Genomic DNA, 22,180 nt, shown 5'->3' with positions numbered 1-22,180 from the left:
TTGGCGGCGACGGAGTGAGCGGGGCGGTTCCCGGGCCCCAACTGCGTCCGGCCGGCCGCTCTCGGTCCGGGCGGCAGCGCGGTACTGGAGGTGCGTGCCCGCCCGCGCTCGTGGCGCCCGCACCCCCGGTGCCCCTCCTCGTTGATCTCGGGGAAAACGCCCCTACCGGGCCGGTTTTAGCGTCCATTCTCCCGAGATCAACGAGGGAGCAGCGGCGCGGGGCGCACTGGTGTTGATCTCGGGGAAGTCGGGCTTATCGTGTCCGGTTTAACCCCGAGTTCCCCGAGATCATCGCGGGGAGGGCTGTCCGGGTGGCGCATAGCGGACATAGCGGACAGCAGGTGAGGGGGTCGGGCATCCTGCGTCGTGAAATCGACGCTTTTAGGCAGATCAGGTGTCGGTTTCACCACTCAAGTCGCCCCCGCCCCCCTCGCCCACCCCCTCGGTGATGATCTCGACGAAGGTGCTGTCAAAACTGCCGGAATGACAGCACTCCTGTCGAGATCATCGCCGGGCGGGGGCGCGCCGAGGCGGCGGCCGCCACGAACGCGGGCGACCGCGCACGCTGCCCGCCGCGCTCCCGGACCGCGCGCGGCCGGACGGACGGCAGGTGGGGCCGGGGAACCGCCCGGCTCTGACCGTCGCCGCCGAACCCGGTGGCCACGCACACGCCGGACGGACGGCAGGCAGGGCCGGGGAACCGCTGGCCTTCGTCGTCGCTGCCCTCGACCCCACACTCCGGCGGCCTTCCGCTCGGCTGGGGTCCTTGAGCGGGGTACCTGCCCAGCCGTCTCGCCCTCCCGGACCGCGAGCGGCCGGACGGACGGCAGGCAGGATCGGGGAACCGCTGGCCTTCGTCGTCGCTGCCCTCGACCCCACACTCCGGCGGCCTTCCGCTCGGCTGGGGTCCTTGAGCGGGGTACCTGCCCAGCCGCCTCGCCCTCCCGGACCGCGAGCGGCCCGCTGGACGGCAGGCGGGGCCGGGGAACCGCCGATCTCCCGCCGTCGCCGCCCTCCACGCCGCACCGCGCTGGCCTTCCGCTCGGGTGGGGCCGTGAGCGGGGTACCTGCCGAGCCTCCCACCCGTCCGCCCACCCGCACCGCGGCCACCTGACACCGAGAGTGGGGCCGTAGCGCCGCTCCTCCTGCATCTCCTGAGATCAGCGCGGGACACCCGCCCACCCGACCATCCGCGCGGGCCTTCAGGGGCGCTCTTCCGCGATCGACGACGCGGTCCGTCCGCGCGCCCGTGGGCGGGTGGGATACCTTCGGTGCCATGTCCGCACCATCTCCCCATCCCTCCGGGTTCACGCACCTCGACTCGGCGGGCGCGGCCCGCATGGTGGACGTCACCGGCAAGGACGTCTCCGCCCGCTCCGCCACCGCCTCCGGCCGGGTCCTCGTCTCGGCCGAGGTCGTCGAGGCCCTGCGCGGCGGCACCGTGCCCAAGGGCGACGCGCTCGCGGTGGCCCGCATCGCCGGGATCCAGGCCGCCAAGCGCACCCCCGACCTGGTGCCGCTGTGCCACCCCATCGCGATCCACGGCGCCGACGTCGGCCTGCGGGTGCGCGACGAGGACGTGCTCATCACCGCCACCGTCCGCACCGCCGACCGCACCGGTGTGGAGATGGAGGCCCTCACCTGCGTGATGGCCGCCGCCCTCGGGCTGGTCGACATGGTCAAGGCGATCGACCCGGCGGCCGTGGTCACCGACGTGCGGGTGGAGGAGAAGACCGGAGGCAAGACCGGCCACTGGACCCGCCCCGACGCCAATGGCGCCGCCGACGGTGCCGACACCACCGACGCTGCCGATGGCGCCGACGCCGACGCCGCCGAGGGCGGGGACCCCCGGTGAGCGGCGGCCCCTACCGCGCGGTGGTGGTCACCGCCTCCAACCGCGCCGCCGCCGGGGTCTACCCGGACCGGTCCGGCCCGGTGCTCGTCGAGGCGCTGCGCGCCGCCGGGCTGGAGGCCGACGGCCCGTGGGTGGTCCCCGACGGCCCACCCGTCACCGAGGCCCTGAAGCGCGCGCTGGACGCCGGGTACGACGCCGCCCTCACCACCGGCGGGACCGGCCTGACCCCCGGGGACGCGACCCCCGAGGCCACCCGCGCGCTGCTGGTCTACGAGATCCCCGGCATCCCGGAAGCGATGCGCGCCGCCGGGCGGGAGAAGGGCGTGCCGTCGGCGATCCTCTCCCGGGGAGTGGCCGGGGTCGCCGAGCGCGAGGGCGACGGCCACCGGATGCTCGTGGTGAACCTGCCGGGGTCCAGCGGCGGCGTCCGCGACGGCATGGAGGTGCTGTCCCCGGTGCTGGCCCACGCCGTCGACCAGATGCGCGGCGGCGACCACCCCCGGCCCGCGGGCGGCGCGTGACGGCCGGACCGACCCGCCGTTCGGCCGGAGTGGAATACTGGACGTGTCGCCCGGGACGGCCCGGGGGACACCGGGCCCGGGCGCGGCCGGCGCGGCACCCGGGACGGCAGCGACCCGCGAGGCGCCGGGGAGGACGAGCGACGTTGAGTCGGATACGCGGCTGGCCCGTCACGCTCACCGAAGGCCCCGTCGGCCTTCGGCCGCTTCGCGTGCGGGACGCCCGAGCCCTCCGGGAGACGCGGGTGCGCAACGCCGAGTGGCTGCGCCCGTGGGAGCCCACCCACCCGGAGATGCCGCTGCAGACCTCGTCCCTGACCCCCTACGTGGCCATGCTCCAGGCGATCCGCCGGGAGGCGCGCCACGGCCTGTCCATGCCCTGGGCCGTCACCTACGAGGGGCGCTTCGCCGGGCAGCTGACGGTCAGCGCCATCGTGTGGGGTTCGGCACGGTCGGCGCAGGTGGGCTACTGGATCGACCGGGAGGTCGCCGGACGCGGGGTCACCCCCACGGCGGTCGCCCTGGCCGTCGACCACTCCTTCTTCACCGTCGGCCTGCACCGCATCGAGGCCAACATCCGCCCGGAGAACAAGGCCAGCCGCAGGGTCGCCGAGAAGCTCGGCTTCCGCGAGGAGGGCGTGCGGCAGCGGCAGCTGCACATCGACGGTGCCTGGCGCGACCACATCTGCTACGCGCTGACCGTGGAGGACGTGCCGGGCGGGCTGCTCGCGCGCTGGCGCAGCCGCCAGAGCGGCCGGACCGCCGAAGGGCTGTCCTAGGCCGCCACGCCCTGCGGGGCGCGCCGGCGCGCCGGTACCGGGACGGACCGGACGAACCGTACGCCCCTCCGCGGGAAGCCGAATGTGCCCGCGCTGTGCGACCATGGCGACGCCCCGCGTAGCGGGGGCTCCGGAGGCCGCTCCCGGCCGCCTCGCCGAAGCCCTGTCGGCGGCGGGCCCGGCGCGGGATAATCACCGGAACCGGCGCGGGGCGCCGGTGGCGCGGCGCCCGCCGCGCCCGCTTTCGTTTCTCCTCGCGGAGGAGGTGGCCGAGGAAGAGGAAGACTGCAATCTCACGACACTCCGGTCCGAATATTGCGCATTTACGGACACTCGGTCGTACCGTGCGGAACGTAGACGCATCAACGATGTCGGTAACACGTACATACGGCGCATGGGGGACGGCGCATGGAACGCTGAGCCGCGCAGCCGGCTGCGGACGGGCCGTGGTTCCGGATCCCGGCCGTAGGCGGGGACCGGTGTCGCCGGGGCGTCTGGGAGTGTCCGGTGGCCGGCGGTGCGAGGAGGGGCGATGAACAGCTCTGCCCTGTACCTTGCCATTGTCGTCGTCTGGCTGATCGTCCTGGTCCCCATGCTGATGCGGCGCGACGGCGCCGACCCCGAACCGGGCGCCGAGCCCGACGCGGACCGCGGGGCCGACCGCGACACCGAGCATGACGCCGACCGCGACGCCGACCACGACATCGACCGCGACGCCGAGGACGGTGATGAGGACGCCGACGGCGCGGCCGACGACGACCCCGACCGCACCCGGGTCCTCTCCTACGACGAGTACCTGCCGGGCCCACGCGCCGGAGGCGGTGAGCGCGCCGACGCGGTGCACTCCGCCCACGGTGCGCACGCCGACCGGGACGAGCCCGGGGAACCCGGTGAAGAGCGGTACGGACCCGCTCCGGTGGAGGAGCGCCGCCTGGGCCCGGCCCGCCGCGGCGCGGCCCACCGGGCCCGCCGGACCCGCGCGCGGGTGATCGCCCGTCGCCGCCGCCGCACGCTCGCGCTGTGCACCCTGACGGCCGCGACCGGGGCCGCCGTCGGCATGGGGCTGGGCCCCTGGTGGGTGCTGGTCCCGCCGGTGCTGCTGCTCACCGGGCACCTGGTGCTGCTGCGCGAGGCCGCCAAGGCCGACGCCGAGCGCCGCGCCGCCGCCGAGGACCTCCGGCGCCGCCGGGCCGCCGCCCGCCGCCGCGCCGAGGCCGCCCGCGCCGCCCGCACGGCCGAGGTCATCGACATGCCCGCGCCTCGGGATCAGGAGGTGTACGACCAGTACGCCGACGCCCACCAGCGCGCCGTCGGCGACTGAGACCCCCTGCGGCCCCGGGCCGCAGGGGCCGCCGCGCCCCAGGGAAAGGCGTTCGGAGCACCCGTGGGGAGCTGCTAGGCTTGGGAACGTCTTGAGGGGCTGTAGCGCAGTCCGGTAGCGCACCTCGTTCGCATCGAGGGGGTCAGGGGTTCAAATCCCCTCAGCTCCACAGCAGGTGAAAGCCTGGTTCCCGAACCCCGGGGGCCAGGCTTTCGCCGATTCCGGGGCCGGTCCGCGTCGGCGCCCGTCGGCTCCCGCCGACCCCCGGCGCGCGTCGCCCCGGCTGCCGGACGGCGGGTCCGGCGCGCCCCTCCGCGGCGGCCCCGGGGGGCCCAGAAGAGGGATCTTTCCCGGGGACCACCCCTCCTTAACGCGCCCGATGCGATAAGTTCGGGCCATGCGCTGAATTTACCCCGGGAAGCGGGGGAATTCACCGTCCGCAGGTCCGCGTCCCCGGTCGACGAAAGTCCCGGAGCCGTAGGGGCCGGCGGTTCGCGCGCGGTCGCGGGGCGGGGAGGGATTCTTCCGTATCCGGCGGGGCCGCGCCCGCGCGAAGCACTGTTCATACCGGTCACAGGCGTGATCGAGGGGGCGGGTCCGCGCCCCGGTCCGACCGGCGCCAATCTCGGTGCGGACTATTCGCCACATGGTCAGAAATAGGGCTTAGATCGACATTAATATGTGCATCTGGGCCTTGTGCGCACTGTGACCGATAGGTCATCTTATTCACGGGGATGGACGACGATACTAGTGAAAGGTGCGTTGTGCTCAAGAAGATCTGCGTGATCGCGGCCATAGCCGGAGCCGCCGTCACGGGCGCCTCGCTACCCGCGTCCGCGGAGGAGGCCGCCTCCCCGGAGGCCGCCACCGCCCGGCACGCAGCCGGGTGGAGCTGGTGGAGCGGGTGGAGCTGGTGGACCACCGACACCATCGGTGAGGCGTCCGTCGACTTCGTCGAGAGGCTCCTCTCGGACGGGGAGTGACCCGGACGGCGGCGGGGTAGGCGGCGGCGCGCGCGCACGACCGACCGGCGGAGGCCGTGACAGGCGCCACGCCCCCCGCGCTGAGAGCCCGGCCCGGAACCTGCGGGCCGGGCTCGGCCGTGTCCGGGGGCCGATTGCCCCGCGCCCGCGGGGGGTAGGGAGCAGGCGAGGACCCCCGCGCCCCGCGTGAGCGAGGAAGGCAGCAGTGACCGATCGCCCCCATCCCGCGGGCGGTGCGGACCGCCCCGACCGCCCCCAGTACCCGGGCGGGACCGAGTACCCCGAGGCCGAGGCCCTGCCGGGCGGCTACCACCTTCCCGAGCGGGAGGCGCCCCGGTGGCGGCCGGCGCCCGAGCCGGCGGACGCGGGGGCCGACGAGGAGGCCGTGGCCGGGACGCCGTTCCGCCGCAGCACCCCCGCGCGCCGCAAGCGCATCCCCGAGCTCCGCGGCGGCGGCCATCTGCGGCTCATCGCGGTGACGGTGTTCTTCGTGATGGCCACCGGGAGCGCGGCCGACTACATCGACCCCGCCACCCGCGCCTTCTGGCACCTGCTGTTCTGGGCGGGCGTCGGGACGGCGGCGGCGGTCACCCTGGCCCGGGAGCGGCGCAACGGCTGGGAGCCGGGGCCGCGGTGGGTGTGGCCCGCGGCCGCGCTCGGCGGGACGCTGCTGGCCGAGCTGCTGATCGCGCTCCTGGGCTCCCCGGTGATCCTGGTCGCCTCGGTGGTGGTCGGCGCCCTGTTCCTGTTCATCGTGATGCTGTTCGGCTGAGGGGCCGGGGCGCGCCGGAGGCGGCGCGGAGGTTTCGCCGTCAGGTCGCCTCGTCGTCGAACGGCGGGCGCCGTCCGTTCAGCTGCGAGGCCGGGCGGCGCGGCGCGTCGTCCTCGTCCTCGGCCTCCCAGAAGTGCTTCTGCACGAAGCGCTTGGGGTTGAGGTCCTCCACATCGAAGTCCTTGAACTCCGGTCCGAGCCCGTCCCGGATGTCGCTCTTGGCGCTGTCGGCCATCCGGCGCAGCTGCCTGAGCACCGATCCGACCTGCTTGGCGGCCTTGGGGAGCTGGTCGGGACCGAAGACCAGGACCGCGAGCAGGCCGAGAACGAGGAACTCCCCCATCCCGATGTTGAACATGCCCATCCTTCCGTCGGCCCCCGGCCCACCTGCCGGTACCCCATGCAGGTTAGCCGCTTCCGGGCCGGACCGGCACAGCGCACCCCCGTGCCCGCATCACGCCCGACCCGTCCCGGGCAGTCCGGAATCGTCCTTATGGTCCCTCTCATCCGCCCGTATCCTGCCGAACCCGCACCGGAGGGTTAAGGTGGGGAGCCGTTCGGGGAGGCCGCACGCGGGTGCTTCGGGGCGGGGGAGTGACAGGTGAGCGAGCCGACGCTGCGCGGGCGCGCGGTGGAGACCGTGGACGCCGGCTGGTTCCGCAACACCGTGATCGTCCTCATCCTCCTCAACGCCGTCACCCTGGGGCTGGAGACCTACGAGGCGCTCCTGCGCGCGTGGGGCGCCTACTTCCGGCTGGCCGAGATGACCTTCGTCGGCCTGTTCGCCGCCGAGCTGCTGCTCAAGATGTACGCCCGGGGCGCACGCTTCTTCCGGGACCCGTGGAACTGGTTCGACCTGTTCGTGGTGGGCGTGGCGCTGGTGCCGGCCTCGGCCGGGTTCTCGGTGCTGCGCCTGCTGCGGATCCTGCGCATCCTGCGCCTGGTCAGCGTGGTCCCGCAGATGCGCCAGATCGTGAGCGCGCTCTTCCGCGCGGTGCCGGGGATGGGCACGGTGATCGGCCTGCTGCTGATCATCGTCTACACCGCGGCGGTGCTGGGGGAGAAGCTGTTCGGCGCCACCGCACCGGAGTACTTCGGCGACCTGGGCACCTCGCTGTTCACCTTGTTCATGGTGATGACCACGGAGAACTGGCCGGACGTCGCCGAGGTGGTGATGGCCGCCCACCCGGCCGCCTGGGTGTTCTTCGTCGGCTACCTGGTGGCGACCACCTTCATCATCCTCAACCTGGTCATCGGCGTGATCGTGACCGCGCTGGAGCAGGAGGTCAACGCCGAGCGCTGGCGCGAGGACCAGGAGCTGGAGCAGGAGCAGCACGAGGCGGTGATGGACCGCCTGGACGCGCTCACCGCGCAGGTGGCGCTGCTGCGGGCGCAGGTGGGCGAGGCGGGGGCGGGGCCGGACGGGGCGGGGCCGGAGCGCACGCGAAAGCCCTCCGCCCGGGGACCGGGCGAAGGGCCGAGTTCAGGAGCGTTGGGGAGCCCTTAGAGCGCCTTCACGTTGGAGGCCTGCGGCCCCTTCGGCCCCTGGGTGATCTCGAACTCGACCGACTGGTTCTCTTCCAGGTTCCGGAAGCCGGTACCCGCGATCGCCGAGTAGTGCACGAACACGTCCGGGCCGCCGCCCTCGACGGCGATGAACCCGAAACCCTTCTCAGAGTTGAACCACTTCACGGTGCCCTGAGCCATTTGCTCTCCCTTTGGGGACTACATCGGGACCGCACCCTGCTGGTCCCGGGTTGCTGGGCGCCCGTCCCCGGGGAGTCTCCTGCCCAAACGACCGGCGCCCGCGCGAAGTTCCGCGAGGCGCCTAAGCTACCGTGGAAACCGCATCCGCAACCGGGACCAGACACTACCAGTCGCCCCCCGGGTTGCCGAGACCTTTCCGTGTGAAAATCCCGAGCCGCGAAATGGAATTTTCACCGTTCGCCGGACGTTGATTTCTCCCCTGTCGCCCGGCCTCCCGCCGTTCACACTGCGGCTCGCAGTGCGGCGCCCCCGCCGCCCCCGCCGGGGGCCGCGGGGGCGCCGCGCAGGGGCCGCGGGCCGGTCAGCCGGAGCCGCCGCCGCTGCCGAAGATCCAGGTGTCGAACCACATCCGCTGGGCCCACTGGTCATAGGGGATCGTCTCGGCACTGAGGACCGGGTACAGGAATGCGAAGTTCGCGATCACGAGCAGCAGCACCACGCCGAACAGCACACCGCCCATCGCCCGCCGGGCGGGAAGATAGGCGGCGCCCTTCTCGCCGTCGCCCATGGCCAGCCCCAGCATCAGCACGATGGCCAGCACGACGAACGGCAGGAACGGAAGGGCATAGAAGACGAACATGGTGCGGTCGGGATAGGCGAACCAGGGCAGCCACCCGGCGGCCACGCACAGCAGCACCGCGCCCGCGCGCCAGTCCCGGTAGGTGAGCCACCAGCCGAGCATGACCGCCAGCGCGACCAGCCCGATCCACCACAGCGCCGGGGTGCCGATGCTCAGAATGGCGGTGGAGCACTTCTCGGTGCCGCAGCCCCCGGACTCCCCGTCGTAGAAGAACGCCACCGGGACGCGCATGATGAGCCAGTCCCAGGGCTGCGACGCGTAGTCGTGCGGCTCGGACAGGCCGCTGTGGAACTCCATCATCTGCGCGTGGTAGTGGATCAGGCCCCGCAGCGCGTTGACCGGCCCCTCCAGCTGGTCGGGGAGACGGGAGACGCCCGCGCCGGCGTTCTCGGCGCCCCACTGCCGGTCGTAGGCGCCGGACGAGGCGAACCAGCCCGCCCAGGACGCCACGTAGACCACGGCCCCCACGACCACGGTCTGCACGAAGGCCGGGATCGCGTCGAAGAGAAGCCACCTGAGGCGCAGGTCCCGCAGGCCGCCGCCGCGGCTCTGCCCGGCGCTGCGCCGCGCGCCGTAGTCCCAGGCCACGGTGAGCAGCCCGAAGGCGGCCATGAAGAACAGGGCGTTCCACTTGGTGCCCACGGCCAGGCCCAGGCACAGCCCGGCGGCCAGCCGCCACCAGCGCACGCCCAGCCACGCCGCCCCGGGGGATGCGGCCAGCCGGTCCCGCATCCGGTCGCGGTCGACCAGGAGGCAGGCGAAGGCGGCCAGCACCCAGAAGGTCACGAAGACGTCCACCATCGCCAGGCGGCTCATGGTGAAGTGCAGCCCGTCGAGCGCGAGCAGCAGCCCGGCGGCCGCGGCCAGCAGCCACGAGCGCGTCATGCGCAGTGCCACGCGCACCATGATCAGCACCGTCAGCGCGCCGATGAACGCCGAGGCGACGCGCCAGCCCTCGGGCGTCATGGACGTGCCGAACGGCAGCAGCCCCCACAGCTGGTCGCCCAGGGCGATCATCCACTTGCCGACCGGCGGGTGCACCACGAAGTCCGGTCCGCCCGACCAGATCTGGGGTACGCCCTGGGCGAGGAGGTCGTCGGCGTTGTCCAGCGTCTCGTGCTCGTAGCCGAACCGCCAGAGGGAGAACGCGTCCTTGGCGTAGTAGGTCTCGTCGAAGTAGATCTCGGGCGGCTGCCCGAGGCGGATGAAGCGCAGCACCCCCGCGAAGAGGGCCAGCGCGACCGCCGCGGCCCACCCGGGCCACTGGGGCCGGGGCATCGGGGGCTGCGGCCGCGCGGGCGCGTGGGCGGTGGCGGGAGCGGGGTCCGCCGCGTCGGGCGGTGCGGTGGTGGTCATCGCGGCTCTTATAGTCGGGTCGGGGACGGGTGGCCGTGCCGGACCGGCGGCCGTCGGGCAGTGCCAACCGGGCAGTGCCAACCGTAGCGTCTAACACCGGGGGCGATAAGTGACCGACGGGCCTGCTGCGGCGCGGGGCGCCGCACCTGCGCGAGGGGCCGGTGTGCTGACGCTGGCCGGGATCCCCATCGGCAACGGGGAGGACGCCCAGCCGCGGCTTCTCTCCGCCATCGAGGGGGCCTCGCTGATCGCCGCCGAGGACACCCGGCGGCTGCGGCGGTTCGCCGAGCGGATGGGGATCCGGCCCGGCGGCGGGACCGGGGCGCGCATCGTGTCCTACTACGACGCCAACGAGGCCAAGCGCGCCGCCGAGCTGCTGGAGGAGCTGCGCGCGGGCAACGACGTGCTGCTGGTGACCGACGCCGGGATGCCCGGCGTGTCGGACCCCGGCTACCGCCTGGTGGCGGCCTGCGCCGAGGCGGGCGTGCGGGTGACCGCCATCCCCGGCCCCTCGGCGGTGACCGCGGCGCTGGCGCTGTCGGGCCTGCCCACCGACCGCTTCTGCTTCGAGGGGTTCCCGCCGCGCAAGGGGCAGGACCGCTACTTCGGCGACCTGTCCGCCGAGCGCCGCACCCTGGTGTTCTTCGAGAGCCCGCACCGGCTGGCCTCGACGCTGGTGGCGATGGCGCACGCGTTCGGCGGGGACCGGCGGGCGGCGGTCTGCCGGGAGCTGACCAAGACCTACGAGGAGGTCCGCCGCGGCGGCCTGGTCGACCTCGCCGAGTGGGCCAAGGGCGAGGTGAAGGGCGAGATCACCGTGGTCGTGGAGGGGGCGCCGCAGCAGCGGGAGGCCCTGGGCGCGGACGACTACGTGGCGGCCGTCGCCGAGCTGGAGGCCCGCGGCGTGCCGCGCAAGCAGGCCATCCAGGAGGCCGCCCGCGAGCTGGGCGTGCCCAAGCGCGAGGTCTACGCGGCGGTGCACGGGATCTGACGCCGGGCCGGCAGGTCCGGCCCGGAACAGCGGAAGGGGGCGCCCGACGGGCGCCCCCGTCCGGCCGTGCGGGGGCGGGCGCCGGGGCGCCCCCTTCGGGCGGGGGGGGGGGGGTGCGCCACCGCCCCCCGACGGGCTAGACCACGGCCCCGTCGCTCTTCTCGCGGGCGACGCGCTGGTCCTTGCGCTGCTTGGCCTTCTTCTCCTTGACCACGTGCGGCGGCGGGGTCTTGTCGAAGCGCTGCAGCCAGTCCGCCAGCGGCGAGGCCACGAACACCGTCGAGAAGACGCCGGTCACCAGGCCGACGAGCATCGCGATGGAGAAGTCCCGCAGCGTGGAGCCGCCGAACAGGGCCAGCGTCGCCAGGATGAACACACCGCCGATGGTGGTGTTCACCGTCCGCGGGATGGTGTTCAGGATCGCGGTGTTGGCGATGCGGGAGAACTTCGACTCGCTGTCCCGCGCCCATTCGTCGCGTATCCGGTCGAACACCACGACCGTGTCGTTGACCGAGAACCCGATGACGCTCAGCACGGCGGCGAGGAACACCCCGTCGATGGGCTTGCCCAGCCAGATGAACAGGCCGATGACCACCATCAGTGTGAACGCCAGGGACAGCATGGCCGCCACACCGAACGACCACCGGAACCGCCAGGCCAGGTAGATCATCTGCAGCACCAGCGCGGCCATCAGCGCCAGCAGCGCCTTGTTCCGCAGCTCGTTGCCGAGGCTGGGCCCGATCTTCTCGTCGCTGACCTTCTCGGCGCCCCCGGCGGCGTCCGCCAGCGCGTCCTCGACCTGCTTGGCCTCGCCGTCGTCGATCGGGCCGGTGCGCACGGAGACGTCGCCGTCACCGGACTCCTGCACCACCGCACCGGGCTGGCCGCCCTGGTCGGCGACGACCTGCCGCGCCTCGGTGACGCTGATGGACTGCTCGGTGGTGAAGTCCATGACCCGGCCGCCGGTGAACTCCACGCCGAAGTTGGGCGGGCGCACCACCATGCCGACGACCGCCGCCGCGACGATCAGTCCGGCGATGGCCAGCCACAGCCGGCCCCGCTTCATCAGGTCCGGGTCGCGGTCGATCAGCCACTGGCGGACCTTGCTGATCTTGCCCAAGCCGCTGACGGCCGGGTGGTTGCGGATCACCTTGCGGCGCACCGCCCACTCGACCAGCACGCGGGCGATGACCAGCGCGGAGACCATCGAGGCGACGGTGCCCAGGCCCAGCGTGACACCGAAGCCCTGCACCGTGCCCGAGGCCAGGAAGAACAGCAGGGCGGCGGCGATGAGCGTGGTGATGTTGGTGTCCAGCACCGCGCTCCACGCCTTCTGCGTGCCCTGCACGAACCCCTTCTGCAGGTTCGGCGGGATGGCCCGGCGCCGCCGCCGGGAGAGCACCCCGGCCTCGGCCTGCTGGGTCTCGGCGTCGGTGGCGTCGGCCATCCCGGCGGACTTGTTGGCCTCGTAGACCCGCTTCTGCTGCTGGTACTCCTCGCGGGCGCGCTCGAATATCAGCACGTTGGCGTCGATCGCCATGCCGATCGCGAGCACGAACCCGGCCAGGCCCGGCAAGGTGAGGGTGGCCCCCAGCGCCACCAGAGCCGCGTAGGCGATGAGCGTGTAGCAGGCCAGCGCGAGCGAGGCCAGGAAGCCCACCAGGCGGTAGGCCACGGTGATGTAGAGCGCGGTCAGCGCGATGCCCACGGCGCCGGCGATGAAGCTCGCCTTGATGGCGTCGGCGCCCAGCGTCGGGCCGACGGTCTGGCGCTGGATCTCGGTGACCGGCAGCGGCAGCGAGCCGCCCTCGATCAGCACCGCCAGCTCCTCGGCCGACTCCGAGTCGAAGGTGGAGCTGGTGATGGTGGTGCGGCCGCCGGCCTGGCCGACGTCGCAGGCGGTGTCGGTGGTCACCTCGGGGGCGGAGATGATCTGGTCGTCCAGGACGATGGCGATGCGCCGCTGGGGCGAGCCCTGCGGGTTGCAGGCCGCGTCCCCGGTGATCTTCTTCCACTCGTCCTTGCCCGAGCCCGAGAAGTTGACGTTGACCTGCCACTGCGTCTGCGTGGTCTGGTCGAGCACCGCCTCGGCGCTGGAGATCTGGTCACCCTGGATGACGGCCTTGCCCAGCTGCAGCATCTGGCCCTGGTCGTCGGGCAGGGTCTCGGTGACCTTGTCGGGGTCGGGGGCCGACATGTCCTGCTGCGGCTGCTGGCCGCCGCCCTGCTGGCCCTGGTCGAACTGGGAGAAGTCCTCCTCGGACCCTCCGCCGCCGGAGCCCTCCTCAGAGCCGCCGCCGTCTTCCCCGCCGCCGTCGCCGGAGCCCTCGTCGGGGCTGTCCTGCGGCGCGCGGGCGCTGTCGCCGCCGCCACCGGGTACCGGGGCGCCGCCCCCGCCGGGCAGGCCCATGCCCATGCCGCCGCCCTGGGAGGCGTCGACGCCGAGCACGGGGTGCACGGTCAGCTGGGCGGTCTGGCCGATGATCTCGGCCGCCTCGGTCGGGTCCTGCACCCCGGGCAGCTCGACGATGATCCGGTCATCGCCGGACCGCGACATCGTGGCCTCGCTGACACCGAGGCGGTCGATGCGCTGGCGCAGCACCTCGATCACCTTGTCGGTGTTCTCGGCGTCGGCCTCGGTGCCGTCCTCGCCGTCCTGGGTCTGCAGCACGATCTGGGTGCCGCCGCTGAGGTCGAGCCCCAGCTTCGGCGGAATGAACCATGCGGCGCCGAACGCGCCGAGCACGATGATCAGGGAGATGATCCCGCGCAACCAGCGCGAGCCCGCTCCCGCTTGTGTGGACAATGCACTCCCTCGCTCACTTCCGGACTTCCCTGAAGGCGCCGGGCCGCGCGGCGCGGCCCGGGCGCACGGCGGTCCCGCCGCCCGCGGTCAGGCCGCGGTACGGACGGGGGCCGCGCCGGAGGGAGGGGGAGCGCGGCCCAGGGGCAGCGCCGAGACCTCGGCGGCGCCCCGGGCGGTCTGGTCGCGCGGGGGCGGCACCACGCCCGACGGCCCCGGAGGGGCGGGCAGGGCGGGCGCCCCGTGCGCGTACACCTCGGGGAGGTCGCGAAGGGTGCGGTGGTCCCCCTTGCCGGCGGGCAGGGCGGCGGCCGACCGGTGGCCGTCCTCGGCCCACACCCGGTCGCCGCGGCGGTGGGTCCCGCCGGGGGCGGCGACCTCCACCCCGTCGCGGGGCAGGAGGATCGCGGGCGCCCCGGGTCCGATCGGCGAGGCGGCCTCGGCCGCGGCAGGGGCCCCGGCCAGCAGAAGCGCCGCGCACAGCAAGGCGGCCAGCGCGCGTGAGAGCACCCGGACCACCACCTTCGGACTGCGATCGCGACCACCCTACCGACGCCCCGGACGGGTGTCGCTCCCCGCAAGCGCGGGCGGGGAGGGGAGGAAGGGGCGTGAGCGGCGGAGGAAACGAGGCGAAGCCGGGGGGTCGCGGGCTTTAGTCTTGAGGGCATGTCGTCGAATCGCCACATCCTGACCGCGGTGGCGTGGCCGTACACCAACGGGCCGCGCCACATTGGGCACGTATCCGGGTTCGGGGTCCCCTCGGACGTCTTCGCGCGCTTCCAGCGAATGCGCGGCCACGACGTGCTCATGGTCAGCGGCACCGACGAGCACGGCACCCCGATCCAGGTGCTGGCCGACCAGGAGGGCGTGAGCGCCCGCGAGCTGGCCGACCGCTACAACAGGATCATCGTCGAGGACCTGGTCGCCCTGGGCCTGTCCTACGACCTGTTCACCCGCACCACCACCGGCAACCACTACGCCGTGGTGCAGGAGCTGTTCCGGGGCCTCTACGACAACGGCTACATCTTCGCCCGCACCACCAAGGGGGCGGTGTCCCCGTCGACCGGGCGCACCCTGCCCGACCGCTACATCGAGGGCACCTGCCCCATCTGCGGCTACGACGGCGCGCGCGGCGACCAGTGCGACAACTGCGGCAACCAGCTCGACCCGGTCGACCTGATCGGGCCGCGCTCGCGGATCAACGGCGAGACGCCCGAGTTCGTCGACACCGAGCACTTCATGCTGGACCTGCCGGCCTTCGCCGAGGTGCTGGGTGAGTGGATGCGCTCCAAGTCCGGCCAGTGGCGCCCCAACGTGCTCAAGTTCTCCCTGAACCTGCTGGACGACCTGCAGCCGCGGGCGATCAGCCGGGACCTGGACTGGGGCGTGCCGATCCCGCTGGAGGGCTGGAGCGACCAGGCCAACAAGCGGCTGTACGTGTGGTTCGACGCGGTCATCGGCTACCTGTCGGCGGCGATCGAGTGGGCCCGCCGCACCGGCGACCCGGAGGCCTGGCGCCGCTACTGGCAGGCCGAGGACGCCGAGTCCTACTACTTCATGGGCAAGGACAACATCGTCTTCCACGCCGAGATCTGGCCGGCGATGCTGCTCGGCTACAACGGCGGGGGCGACCGCGGCGGCGAGCCGGGGTCGCTGGGGCGGATGAACCTGCCCACCGAGGTGGTCTCCAGCGAGTTCCTCACCATGGAGGGGCGCAAGTTCTCCTCGTCGCGGCGCGTGGTCATCTACGTCCGCGACTTCCTGGAGCGCTACTCGGCCGACGCGCTGCGGTACTACATCATCGCGGCCGGGCCGGAGACCCAGGACACCGACTTCACCTGGTCGGAGTTCGTCCGCCGGAACAACGACGAGCTGGTGGCGGCCTGGGGGAACCTGGTCAACCGCTCGCTGAACATGGCGGCCAAGAACTTCGGCGAGATCCCCGAGCCGGGAGAGTTCACCGACGAGGACCGCCGGGTGCTGGAGGCCTCGCGCGCCTCGTTCGCGGCGGTCGGCGAGCACCTGGACGCCAACCGGTTCAAGGCCGGGCTGCAGGAGGCCATGCGCACCGTCGCCGAGGCCAACAAGTACATCTCCGACCAGGCCCCGTGGGCGCTGAAGAAGACCGACCCGGAGCGGATGAAGACCGTGCTGCACGTGGCGCTGCAGCTCGTCGACGACGCGAAGTCGCTGATGACGCCGTTCCTGCCGGAGTCGTCCAACAAGGTGCACGCGATGCTGGGCGGCACCGGGCAGTGGTCGGGCATGCCGCGCATCGACACCGGGCACGACGCGATCGGCGGCGAGGAGGCCGCCTCGGAGTACCCGGTGATCACCGGCGACTACGCCGAGGACGAGGCCGTCTGGGAGTCCCGGCCGATCGTGCCCGGGACCCCGCTGTCCAAGCCGCAGCCGCTCTTCGCCAAGCTGGACCAGAGCGTGGTCGACGAGGAGCTGGCGCGGCTGGAGGCCGAGGCCGGATAGCGGCGGGGCGCGCCGGGAGGGGCGGCCCAGGCCGTTCCCCGGGCGGGGATCCCGACGGGAATACCGAGGGCGGCGGACCGTTGTACCCGACGGTCCGCCGCGCGCGTGCGCAGAGCGCGCGCCGTTCGAGCAGTGAGCGAGGAGCAGAACCCATGGGCAAGCGCAGTGGAGAGGCCGTGCGGAACCGCAACGCGCAGACGCCTCCCCCGGCCCCCGAGCCGCTGCGCGTGGCGGTCGCCGACAGCCACACCCACATGGACATGCAGGAGCCCGAGCCGGAGGCGATCATCGCCGCCGCCGAGGCGGTGGGGGTGACCCCGCTGGTGCAGGTCGGCGTCGACCTGGAGTCGTCCCGGTGGGCGGCCGACCTGGCCGAGCGGAACCCGTCGGTCTACGCGGCCGTGGCGCTGCACCCCAACGAGGCGCCGCGCATCGTGCACGGCGACGGCGCGCCCGGCGTCGAGGTCGACGAGACCGACTGGGCGGGCAAGCGCCGCGAGGCGGGCGGCGAGCGCGCGCTGGCGGACGCGGTCGCCGAGATCGACCGGCTGGCCGCGCGGCCCGGGGTGCGGGCCGTGGGGGAGACGGGCCTGGACTACTTCCGCACCGGCGAGGAGGGGAAGGCGGCCCAGCAGGACTCCTTCCGCCGGCACATCGACGTGGCCAAGCGGCACGGCAAGGCCCTGATGATCCACGACCGGGACGCCCACGAGGACGTGCTGCGGCTCCTGGAGGAGGAGGGCGCGCCGGAGACCGTGGTGTTCCACTGCTACTCCGGCGACGCCGAGATGGCCAAGGTGTGCGCGGACCAGGGCTACTTCATGAGCTTCGCGGGGAACGTGACGTTCGCGTCCGCGCACCACCTGAGGGAGGCCGCGGCGGTGGCCCCGGCGGAGCTGCTGCTGGTGGAGACGGACGCGCCGTTCCTGACGCCGAAGCCGTACCGGGGGCGGCCGAACGCCCCGTACCTGATCCCGTACACGCTGCGCGGCCTGGCCGAGGCGCGCGGCGAGGACGAGGACGCGCTGGCGGCGCAGATCGCCGAGAACGGCCGCAGGGCGTTCAAGCTGGAGGCCTGACCCGCTCAGACCTCGTTGATCTCGGGAAAAACGCCCCTACGCGGGCGGTTTTAGGGGACAGATCCCCGAGATCAACGCGGGGCGGCCGGGTGGGGCCCTATCCGAGCTCCACGCCCCACTCCTTGAGGGCCTCGTCGGCCGTCGGAGCGGGGTACTCGGGGTCGCGGGTCGCGCGGCCCGGCGTGCGGTCGAAGCGCGGAGCCGGGCCGGGGAAGGTCGTCCCGTTCTTGCGGACCACCGTGCCGCGCGCGGCGATGTGCGGGTGGTCGGCGGCCTCGGCCATCGACAGGACCGGCTGGACGCAGGCGTCCTCGGTGCCGAAGACCTCCCCCCACTCGTCGCGGGTGCGGGTGGCCAGCACGGCGGCGAAGCGCTCGCGCAGCTCCGGCCAGCGCTCCTTGTCCCACTGGCCGGGCAGGTCCTCGGCGTCGGCGAGCCCGATCCCCTGCAGGAAGGCCGCGTAGAACTGCGGCTCGATGCAGGCGACCGACACGTGCCGCCCGTCGGCGCAGGTGTACACGTCGTACCAGGGCGCGCCGGTGTCGAGGAAGTTGTCGCCGCGCTCATCGGTCCACCCGCCGCGCTCGCGCTGCTCGTAGATCATCGACATGAGGAAGGCGCTGCCGTCGACCATGGCGGCGTCGACCGTCTGCCCGCGCCCGGAGGCGGAGCGCTCCACGAGGGCGGCGAGGATGCCGGTGACCACCAGCATGGTGCCGCCACCGAAGTCGCCGACCAGGTTGAGCGGGGGGACCGGGGCCTCGCCCCTGCGGCCGATGCTGTGCAGGGTGCCGTTGAGGGAGATGTAGTTCATGTCGTGCCCGGCGACGTGCGCGAGCGGGCCGTCCTGGCCCCAGCCGGTCATCCGGGCGTAGACCAGGCGCGGGTTGATCTCGGCGCACGCGTCGGGGCCCAGACCGCGCCGCTCCATCACGCCGGGGCGGAACCCCTCCAGCAGCACGTCCGCCGAGGCGATCAGGGTGCGGGCGGTGTGTAGGCCCTCCTCGGTCTTCAGGTCGGCGCCGACGACCGGGCGGCCGCTGTCGAGGTGGCCGGGGACCCCGGCCGCCGAGGCCTGCGCCGCCTGCGGGCGGTCCAGCCGGATCACGCTCGCGCCCAGGTCGGCCAGGAGCATGGCGGCCAGGGGGCCGGGGCCGATGCCCGCGAACTCCAGCACCCGCACTCCCTTGAGGGGTCCCATCGATCGACCTCCACTCGGATTCGAATCTCGTTCGGTTTCCCCATTGTGCCGGTCCGGAGGGGGCGGGTCACTCCCGGACCCCGGGGGAGGCGCCGCGCACAGGGGCACCGCAAAAGGGGGTGCTCTTCCGAAAAGGGATTCGGCGCGCACGGGATTTCGGTCGATGTCCATGACGGGAAAAGCCGCGATGATAATGTCCGAGTGGCGGTGCGGCCGCCGCCGATTCCGCGGGCGACCTCTGGGGAGGGCGCGCGGAGTCCGAGGTCGGGCACCCTCGTGGCGAGCACTCTCTCCTGCGCTCCCGGGCGGCCGGCGCCCCTGGGGATCCCTTTCTCTTTCGCGTGGATTCCCCCTGTCCTCTTGTGTCCGCTGTCATTTCACGTGTCTTTGAAGGGATCGGAAGAATCGTGCGCAAACCACCACCACGGTCAGGGCGGCGGAGTCGGGGCGGCCGTCGGAGGGCTCGCCGCGGCTCGGCGCCGCTGCGCTCCGTCCGCCTCGCGCTTCCCGGGGTGCCCGCGCTCCCGGCCGGGATGCCCCGGTGGGCGGTCGCGGTCGGAGCGGGGGCGGCGGCGGTGCTGCTGGCGGGCGGCGGGACCGCCTACGCGATGGACCAGCGGGTCCTGCTGGACGTGGACGGCCGGGAGCGCGTGGTGCACACCTACGCCGCCACCGTCGAGGAGGTCCTGGACGACGCCGGGGTGCGCCTGCGGGACGGCGACGCGGTGGCGCCGGGGCTCGGCGAGCGGGTCGGCCGGGGCGGGGCCGTCGTGGTGCGCTCGGCCCGGGAGCTGACCGTGGCCATCGACGGGGAGGAGCCGGAGGCGCACCGGGTGACGGCGCTGACGGTGGGCGAGGCCCTGGACCAGATCGGGCTGTCGGGGGAGCCGCTGGAGCTGTCCGAGGAGCGGTCGGAGCCCATCCCGGAGGAGGGTCTGGAGGTCACCGGCGAGAGGGCCCGGGGGATGGTGATCCTGCGCGACCGCGTCCGAAAGGAGGTCGCCACCACGGAGGCCGTGGTGGGGGACGTGCTGGCGGAGAACGGGATCGACGTCGGCGGCCACGACATCGTCGAACCGGAGGTGGACGAGGCCGTCGAGGAGGGGGCGGTGATCCGGGTCGTGGAGGCCCTGGGGAAGCCGGCGACCGAGGAGGTCCCGATCGAGGCCGACACGGAGGAGCGCGAGACCGACGAGCTGGAGAAGGGGGAGGAGCGCACCGTCCGGGAGGCGGAGGACGGGGTGAAGAAGGTGACCGTGCTCCCGGTGCGGGAGGAGGGCGAGGAGACCGAGCGCGTGCTGAAGGAGGAGGTCGTCGAGGAGCCCGTCGACGGGGTCGTGGAGGTCGGCACGGCCGAGCCGGGGCAGGCGGATGCGGCGGACGGCGCCGCCGGGGCCGCCGGAGGAGGGGCGGCCGGCGGCCTGAACTGGTCGGCTCTGGCGCAGTGCGAGTCCGGCGGCGACCCCGCGGCGGTGAACTCGGCGGGCGGGTACTACGGGCTGTACCAGTTCTCCCCGTCCACGTGGCAGTCGGCCGGCGGGTCGGGGTCCCCGGCGGAGGCCCCGGCGAGCGAGCAGACGATGCGGGCGCAGAGGCTGTACGAGATGGTCGACGGGAACTGGCAGAGCCAGTGGCCGGAATGCGGCCGCCACCTGTTCGACTGAGGGGCGCAGGCAGGGTTCCGGCGCGAGCGGCGGCCGGGCACCGCGACCCCGGTCGCCCCCGCCGCCTGGCAAAATATGCGGGTGACCGACTCCGAGAACCCTGAGAACCCTGACGGCCCCGGCGGTGCACGCCTGCTCACCCCCGCCGACGTGCGGCGGCTCGCCGACCGGTTCGGCGTGCGGCCCACCAAGACCCTGGGGCAGAACTTCGTGATCGACGGCGGGACCGTGCGCCGGATCGTCCGGGTGTCCGGGGTCGGGGCCGACGACACCGTGCTGGAGGTGGGGCCCGGGCTCGGGTCGCTCACCCTGGCCCTGCTGCCGCACGTGGCGGGGGTGACCGCGGTCGAGGTGGATCCGGTACTGGCCGAGGCGCTGCCGGGGACCGTCGCCGAGCACGCGCCGGACCTGGCCGACCGGCTGCGGGTGGTCGCCGCCGACGCGATGCGCATCACCGAGGTGCCCGGCCCTGAGCCGACCGCGCTGGTGGCGAACCTGCCGTACAACGTCGCGGTCCCGGTGGTGCTGCACCTGCTGGAGCGGCTGCCGTCGCTGCGCCGCGGCCTGGTGATGGTCCAGGCCGAGGTCGCCGACCGCCTTGCGGCCGCGCCGGGCGGCAGGACCTACGGGGTGCCGTCGGCGAAGGCGGCCTGGTACGCCGACGTGCGCCGGGCCGGGGCGGTGGGGCGGAACGTGTTCTGGCCCGCGCCCAACGTGGACTCGGGGCTGGTGTCGCTGGAGCGCAGGGAGGCTCCGGTGGCGGACGTGGACCGGCGGGAGGTCTTCGCCGTGATCGACGCGGCGTTCGCCCAGCGCCGCAAGACCCTGCGCGCGGCCCTGTCGTCGTGGGCGGGCTCACCCAAGCGCGCGGAGGAGGCCCTGCGGGCCGCGGGCGTTGACCCGACGGCGAGGGGCGAGGCGCTGGGCATCGAGGAGTTCGCCAGGATCGCCGAACACGCGCCGCCCAAGGAGGCCTGACCAGACCGCCGGAGGCCGCGCGAGTCGGTCCCGGGGGCATCCCTACCACGCGCCGCGTGGTCGCTGTGTTCAGCGGTGAAGGGAAGTGAGGGTAGGGGGCCGTTTTCCTTGGGGCGTCTTTGGGGGCGGGTTTGGGTTCCATCCCCGCCGTCCGTGGGTGGGTGGTCGCTCTTGCTTGGCGGGCCCACCCCACCCCAGGGCGCGCGGTGGTGCAGGTCGCCGGTCCCCTCGGTGTCCCGGTCGCCAGTCGGCCCAGCAGGTACCCCGCTTGCGGGCTCTGCCCGGGCGGCGGGCCGCCGGAATGCAAGGTCGCAACGGCAGCGACGGCAAAGGTCAGAGGCCCTTCCGGCAGCGTTGTCGGCCGCCGGGCGTGTGCATGGTCACCGTTGATGGCGGCGACGGCCGGAGTCGGGCGGTTCCCCGGCCCTGCCTGCCGGGTGGCGGGTCGCTCGCGGTGCGGGTGGGCGGCTGGGCTGGTGCCCCGCTCCGGGCCTCGGCCGTCCGTCAGGTCGGCGGAGTGCCAGGTAGGGGCAGCGACGAGGAAAGGCCAGCGGCCCGCGCGGCAGCGTTGTCGGGCGCGGCGCGTGCGGGTGGTCACCGTTGATGGCGGCGACGGCAGAAACGGGGCGGTTCCCCGGCCCTGCCTGCCGGGTGGCGGGTCGCTCGCGGTGCGGGTCGGCGGGCGGCTGGGCTGGTACCCCGCTCCGGGCCCCGGCCGTCCGTCAGGTCGGCGGAGTGCCAGGTAGGGGCAGCGACGAGGAAAGGCCGGCAGCCCTTGCCGCAGCGCTGTCGGGCGCGGCGCGTGCGGGTGGTCACCGTTGATGGCGGCGACGGAGGGAGCGGGGTGGTTCCCGGGCGCTGTCTGCCGGGTGATGGGTCGCTCGCGGTCCGGGTGGGACGGCTCGGCTGCTGCCCCGCTCATGGATCTTGCCTGGGCGGCGGCGCGGCCGGGGGTGGGTGCGTGGTCGTCCGCGCTCGTGGCGCCCGCACCCCTGGTGCCGCTCCTCGTTGATCTCGGGGAAAACGCCCCTACCGGGCCGGTTTTAGCG

Annotated in this window: 18 protein-coding genes and 1 tRNA gene; 13 read left to right on the top strand and 6 right to left on the bottom strand. The window is 73.6% G+C overall.

The features are described from left to right. The first annotated feature begins 1,276 nt into the window (after positions 1-1,276). The 7 genes from moaC (at position 1,277) to O4J56_RS00840 (ending at position 6,228) form a co-directional block, all read left to right on the top strand. Positions 1,277-1,855 (top strand): cyclic pyranopterin monophosphate synthase MoaC, encoded by a 579-nt coding sequence (gene moaC / locus O4J56_RS00870; protein ID WP_270683092.1) that lies wholly within the window; start codon positions 1,277-1,279, stop codon positions 1,853-1,855. Then, a complete protein-coding gene (locus O4J56_RS00865; protein ID WP_270683091.1) occupies positions 1,852-2,376 on the top strand; it encodes a MogA/MoaB family molybdenum cofactor biosynthesis protein in 525 nt (174 codons plus the stop codon). The genes moaC and O4J56_RS00865 overlap by 4 nt, the downstream gene beginning before the upstream one ends. Positions 2,377-2,519: 143 nt before the next feature. Then, the gene (locus O4J56_RS00860) at positions 2,520-3,152 is read left to right on the top strand and encodes a GNAT family N-acetyltransferase (protein WP_270683090.1); all 633 of its coding nucleotides are present in this window, start codon (positions 2,520-2,522) and stop codon (positions 3,150-3,152) included. Between the two features lie 532 nt (positions 3,153-3,684). Beyond that, entirely contained in the window at positions 3,685-4,473 is a 789-nt protein-coding gene (gene sepX, locus O4J56_RS00855; RefSeq protein WP_270683089.1) for a divisome protein SepX/GlpR, read from the top strand. Between the two features lie 95 nt (positions 4,474-4,568). Further along, a tRNA-Ala gene (locus O4J56_RS00850) sits at positions 4,569-4,642 on the top strand. A gap of 595 nt (positions 4,643-5,237) precedes the next feature. Continuing rightward, the gene (locus O4J56_RS00845) at positions 5,238-5,456 is read left to right on the top strand and encodes a hypothetical protein (RefSeq protein ID WP_270683088.1); all 219 of its coding nucleotides are present in this window, start codon (positions 5,238-5,240) and stop codon (positions 5,454-5,456) included. Positions 5,457-5,661: 205 nt separating this feature from the next. Beyond that, a complete protein-coding gene (locus O4J56_RS00840) occupies positions 5,662-6,228 on the top strand; it encodes a hypothetical protein (protein ID WP_270683087.1) in 567 nt (188 codons plus the stop codon). A 40-nt stretch (positions 6,229-6,268) separates the two neighbouring features. Here the strand turns inward: O4J56_RS00840 and O4J56_RS00835 are convergent, their stop codons facing one another. Further along, complete coding sequence (locus O4J56_RS00835) at positions 6,269-6,586, bottom strand: sec-independent translocase (protein ID WP_270683086.1); 318 nt, start codon at positions 6,584-6,586, stop codon at positions 6,269-6,271. A gap of 243 nt (positions 6,587-6,829) precedes the next feature. Between O4J56_RS00835 and O4J56_RS00830 the strand changes: the two genes are divergently transcribed. Further along, a complete protein-coding gene (locus O4J56_RS00830; protein ID WP_270683085.1) occupies positions 6,830-7,735 on the top strand; it encodes an ion transporter in 906 nt (301 codons plus the stop codon). Here the strand turns inward: O4J56_RS00830 and O4J56_RS00825 are convergent. Both O4J56_RS00825 and O4J56_RS00820 read right to left on the bottom strand, forming a co-directional pair. Continuing rightward, positions 7,732-7,935, bottom strand: coding sequence for a cold-shock protein (locus O4J56_RS00825; RefSeq protein WP_270683084.1), 204 nt, complete (start codon positions 7,933-7,935; stop codon positions 7,732-7,734). The genes O4J56_RS00830 and O4J56_RS00825 overlap by 4 nt on opposite strands. Before the next feature lie 361 nt (positions 7,936-8,296). After that, a complete protein-coding gene (locus tag O4J56_RS00820; protein WP_270683083.1) occupies positions 8,297-9,931 on the bottom strand; it encodes a dolichyl-phosphate-mannose--protein mannosyltransferase in 1,635 nt (544 codons plus the stop codon). A 163-nt stretch (positions 9,932-10,094) separates the two neighbouring features. Here O4J56_RS00820 and rsmI point away from each other — a divergent pair, with 163 nt between their 5' ends. After that, positions 10,095-10,922: a 16S rRNA (cytidine(1402)-2'-O)-methyltransferase gene (rsmI, locus tag O4J56_RS00815; RefSeq protein ID WP_270683082.1), complete on the top strand. Its 828-nt coding sequence runs from the start codon at positions 10,095-10,097 to the stop codon at positions 10,920-10,922. Positions 10,923-11,058: 136 nt separating this feature from the next. Here rsmI and secD read toward each other — a convergent pair whose 3' ends face one another. Further along, positions 11,059-13,728 (bottom strand): protein translocase subunit SecD, encoded by a 2,670-nt coding sequence (gene secD, locus O4J56_RS00810; RefSeq protein WP_270683081.1) that lies wholly within the window; start codon positions 13,726-13,728, stop codon positions 11,059-11,061. Between the two features lie 87 nt (positions 13,729-13,815). Continuing rightward, positions 13,816-14,235 carry a hypothetical protein gene (locus tag O4J56_RS00805; protein ID WP_270683080.1) on the bottom strand — a complete coding sequence of 140 codons (420 nt, stop codon included), beginning with the start codon at positions 14,233-14,235 and terminating at the stop codon, positions 13,816-13,818. 156 nt (positions 14,236-14,391) lie between these two features. Here O4J56_RS00805 and metG point away from each other — a divergent pair, with 156 nt between their 5' ends. Together metG and O4J56_RS00795 are read left to right on the top strand one after the other, a co-directional pair. After that, entirely contained in the window at positions 14,392-16,209 is a 1,818-nt protein-coding gene (metG, locus tag O4J56_RS00800; protein ID WP_270683079.1) for a methionine--tRNA ligase, read from the top strand. Between the two features lie 152 nt (positions 16,210-16,361). Next, positions 16,362-17,288 carry a TatD family hydrolase gene (locus tag O4J56_RS00795; protein ID WP_270683078.1) on the top strand — a complete coding sequence of 309 codons (927 nt, stop codon included), beginning with the start codon at positions 16,362-16,364 and terminating at the stop codon, positions 17,286-17,288. Between the two features lie 97 nt (positions 17,289-17,385). Here the strand turns inward: O4J56_RS00795 and O4J56_RS00790 are convergent, their stop codons facing one another. Further along, positions 17,386-18,489 (bottom strand): CaiB/BaiF CoA transferase family protein, encoded by a 1,104-nt coding sequence (locus O4J56_RS00790; protein ID WP_270683077.1) that lies wholly within the window; start codon positions 18,487-18,489, stop codon positions 17,386-17,388. A 512-nt stretch (positions 18,490-19,001) separates the two neighbouring features. On the opposite strand from O4J56_RS00790, the gene O4J56_RS00785 reads away from it, so the two are divergent. Both O4J56_RS00785 and rsmA read left to right on the top strand, forming a co-directional pair. Continuing rightward, positions 19,002-20,153, top strand: a complete 1,152-nt coding sequence (locus O4J56_RS00785; RefSeq protein ID WP_456299789.1) for a ubiquitin-like domain-containing protein — start codon at positions 19,002-19,004, stop codon at positions 20,151-20,153. Between the two features lie 75 nt (positions 20,154-20,228). Then, on the top strand, positions 20,229-21,131 hold the full coding sequence (rsmA, locus tag O4J56_RS00780; protein WP_270683076.1) for a 16S rRNA (adenine(1518)-N(6)/adenine(1519)-N(6))-dimethyltransferase RsmA: 903 nt from the start codon (positions 20,229-20,231) through the stop codon (positions 21,129-21,131). Positions 21,132-22,180: the final 1,049 nt, after the last annotated feature.

The organism is Nocardiopsis endophytica (assembly GCF_027706725.1).
Classification (GTDB): domain Bacteria; phylum Actinomycetota; class Actinomycetes; order Streptosporangiales; family Streptosporangiaceae; genus Nocardiopsis_A; species Nocardiopsis_A endophytica.
The sequence above is the reverse complement of the archived record's forward strand: the minus strand, read 5'-3'. Positions and strand labels throughout refer to the sequence as shown.

Excerpts from the sequence above, each read along its gene's own strand:
- moaC (WP_270683092.1), top strand. The coding sequence starts at position 1,277 with ATGTCCGCACCATCTCCCCATCCCTCCGGGTTCACGCACCTCGACTCG.
- sepX (WP_270683089.1), top strand. The coding sequence starts at position 3,685 with ATGAACAGCTCTGCCCTGTACCTTGCCATTGTCGTCGTCTGGCTGATC.
- O4J56_RS00835 (WP_270683086.1), bottom strand. The coding sequence starts at position 6,586 with ATGTTCAACATCGGGATGGGGGAGTTCCTCGTTCTCGGCCTGCTCGCG.
- O4J56_RS00825 (WP_270683084.1), bottom strand. The coding sequence starts at position 7,935 with ATGGCTCAGGGCACCGTGAAGTGGTTCAACTCTGAGAAGGGTTTCGGG.
- O4J56_RS00820 (WP_270683083.1), bottom strand. The coding sequence starts at position 9,931 with ATGACCACCACCGCACCGCCCGACGCGGCGGACCCCGCTCCCGCCACC.
- metG (WP_270683079.1), top strand. The coding sequence starts at position 14,392 with ATGTCGTCGAATCGCCACATCCTGACCGCGGTGGCGTGGCCGTACACC.
- O4J56_RS00795 (WP_270683078.1), top strand. The coding sequence starts at position 16,362 with ATGGGCAAGCGCAGTGGAGAGGCCGTGCGGAACCGCAACGCGCAGACG.
- O4J56_RS00790 (WP_270683077.1), bottom strand. The coding sequence starts at position 18,489 with ATGGGACCCCTCAAGGGAGTGCGGGTGCTGGAGTTCGCGGGCATCGGC.
- rsmA (WP_270683076.1), top strand. The coding sequence starts at position 20,229 with ATGCGGGTGACCGACTCCGAGAACCCTGAGAACCCTGACGGCCCCGGC.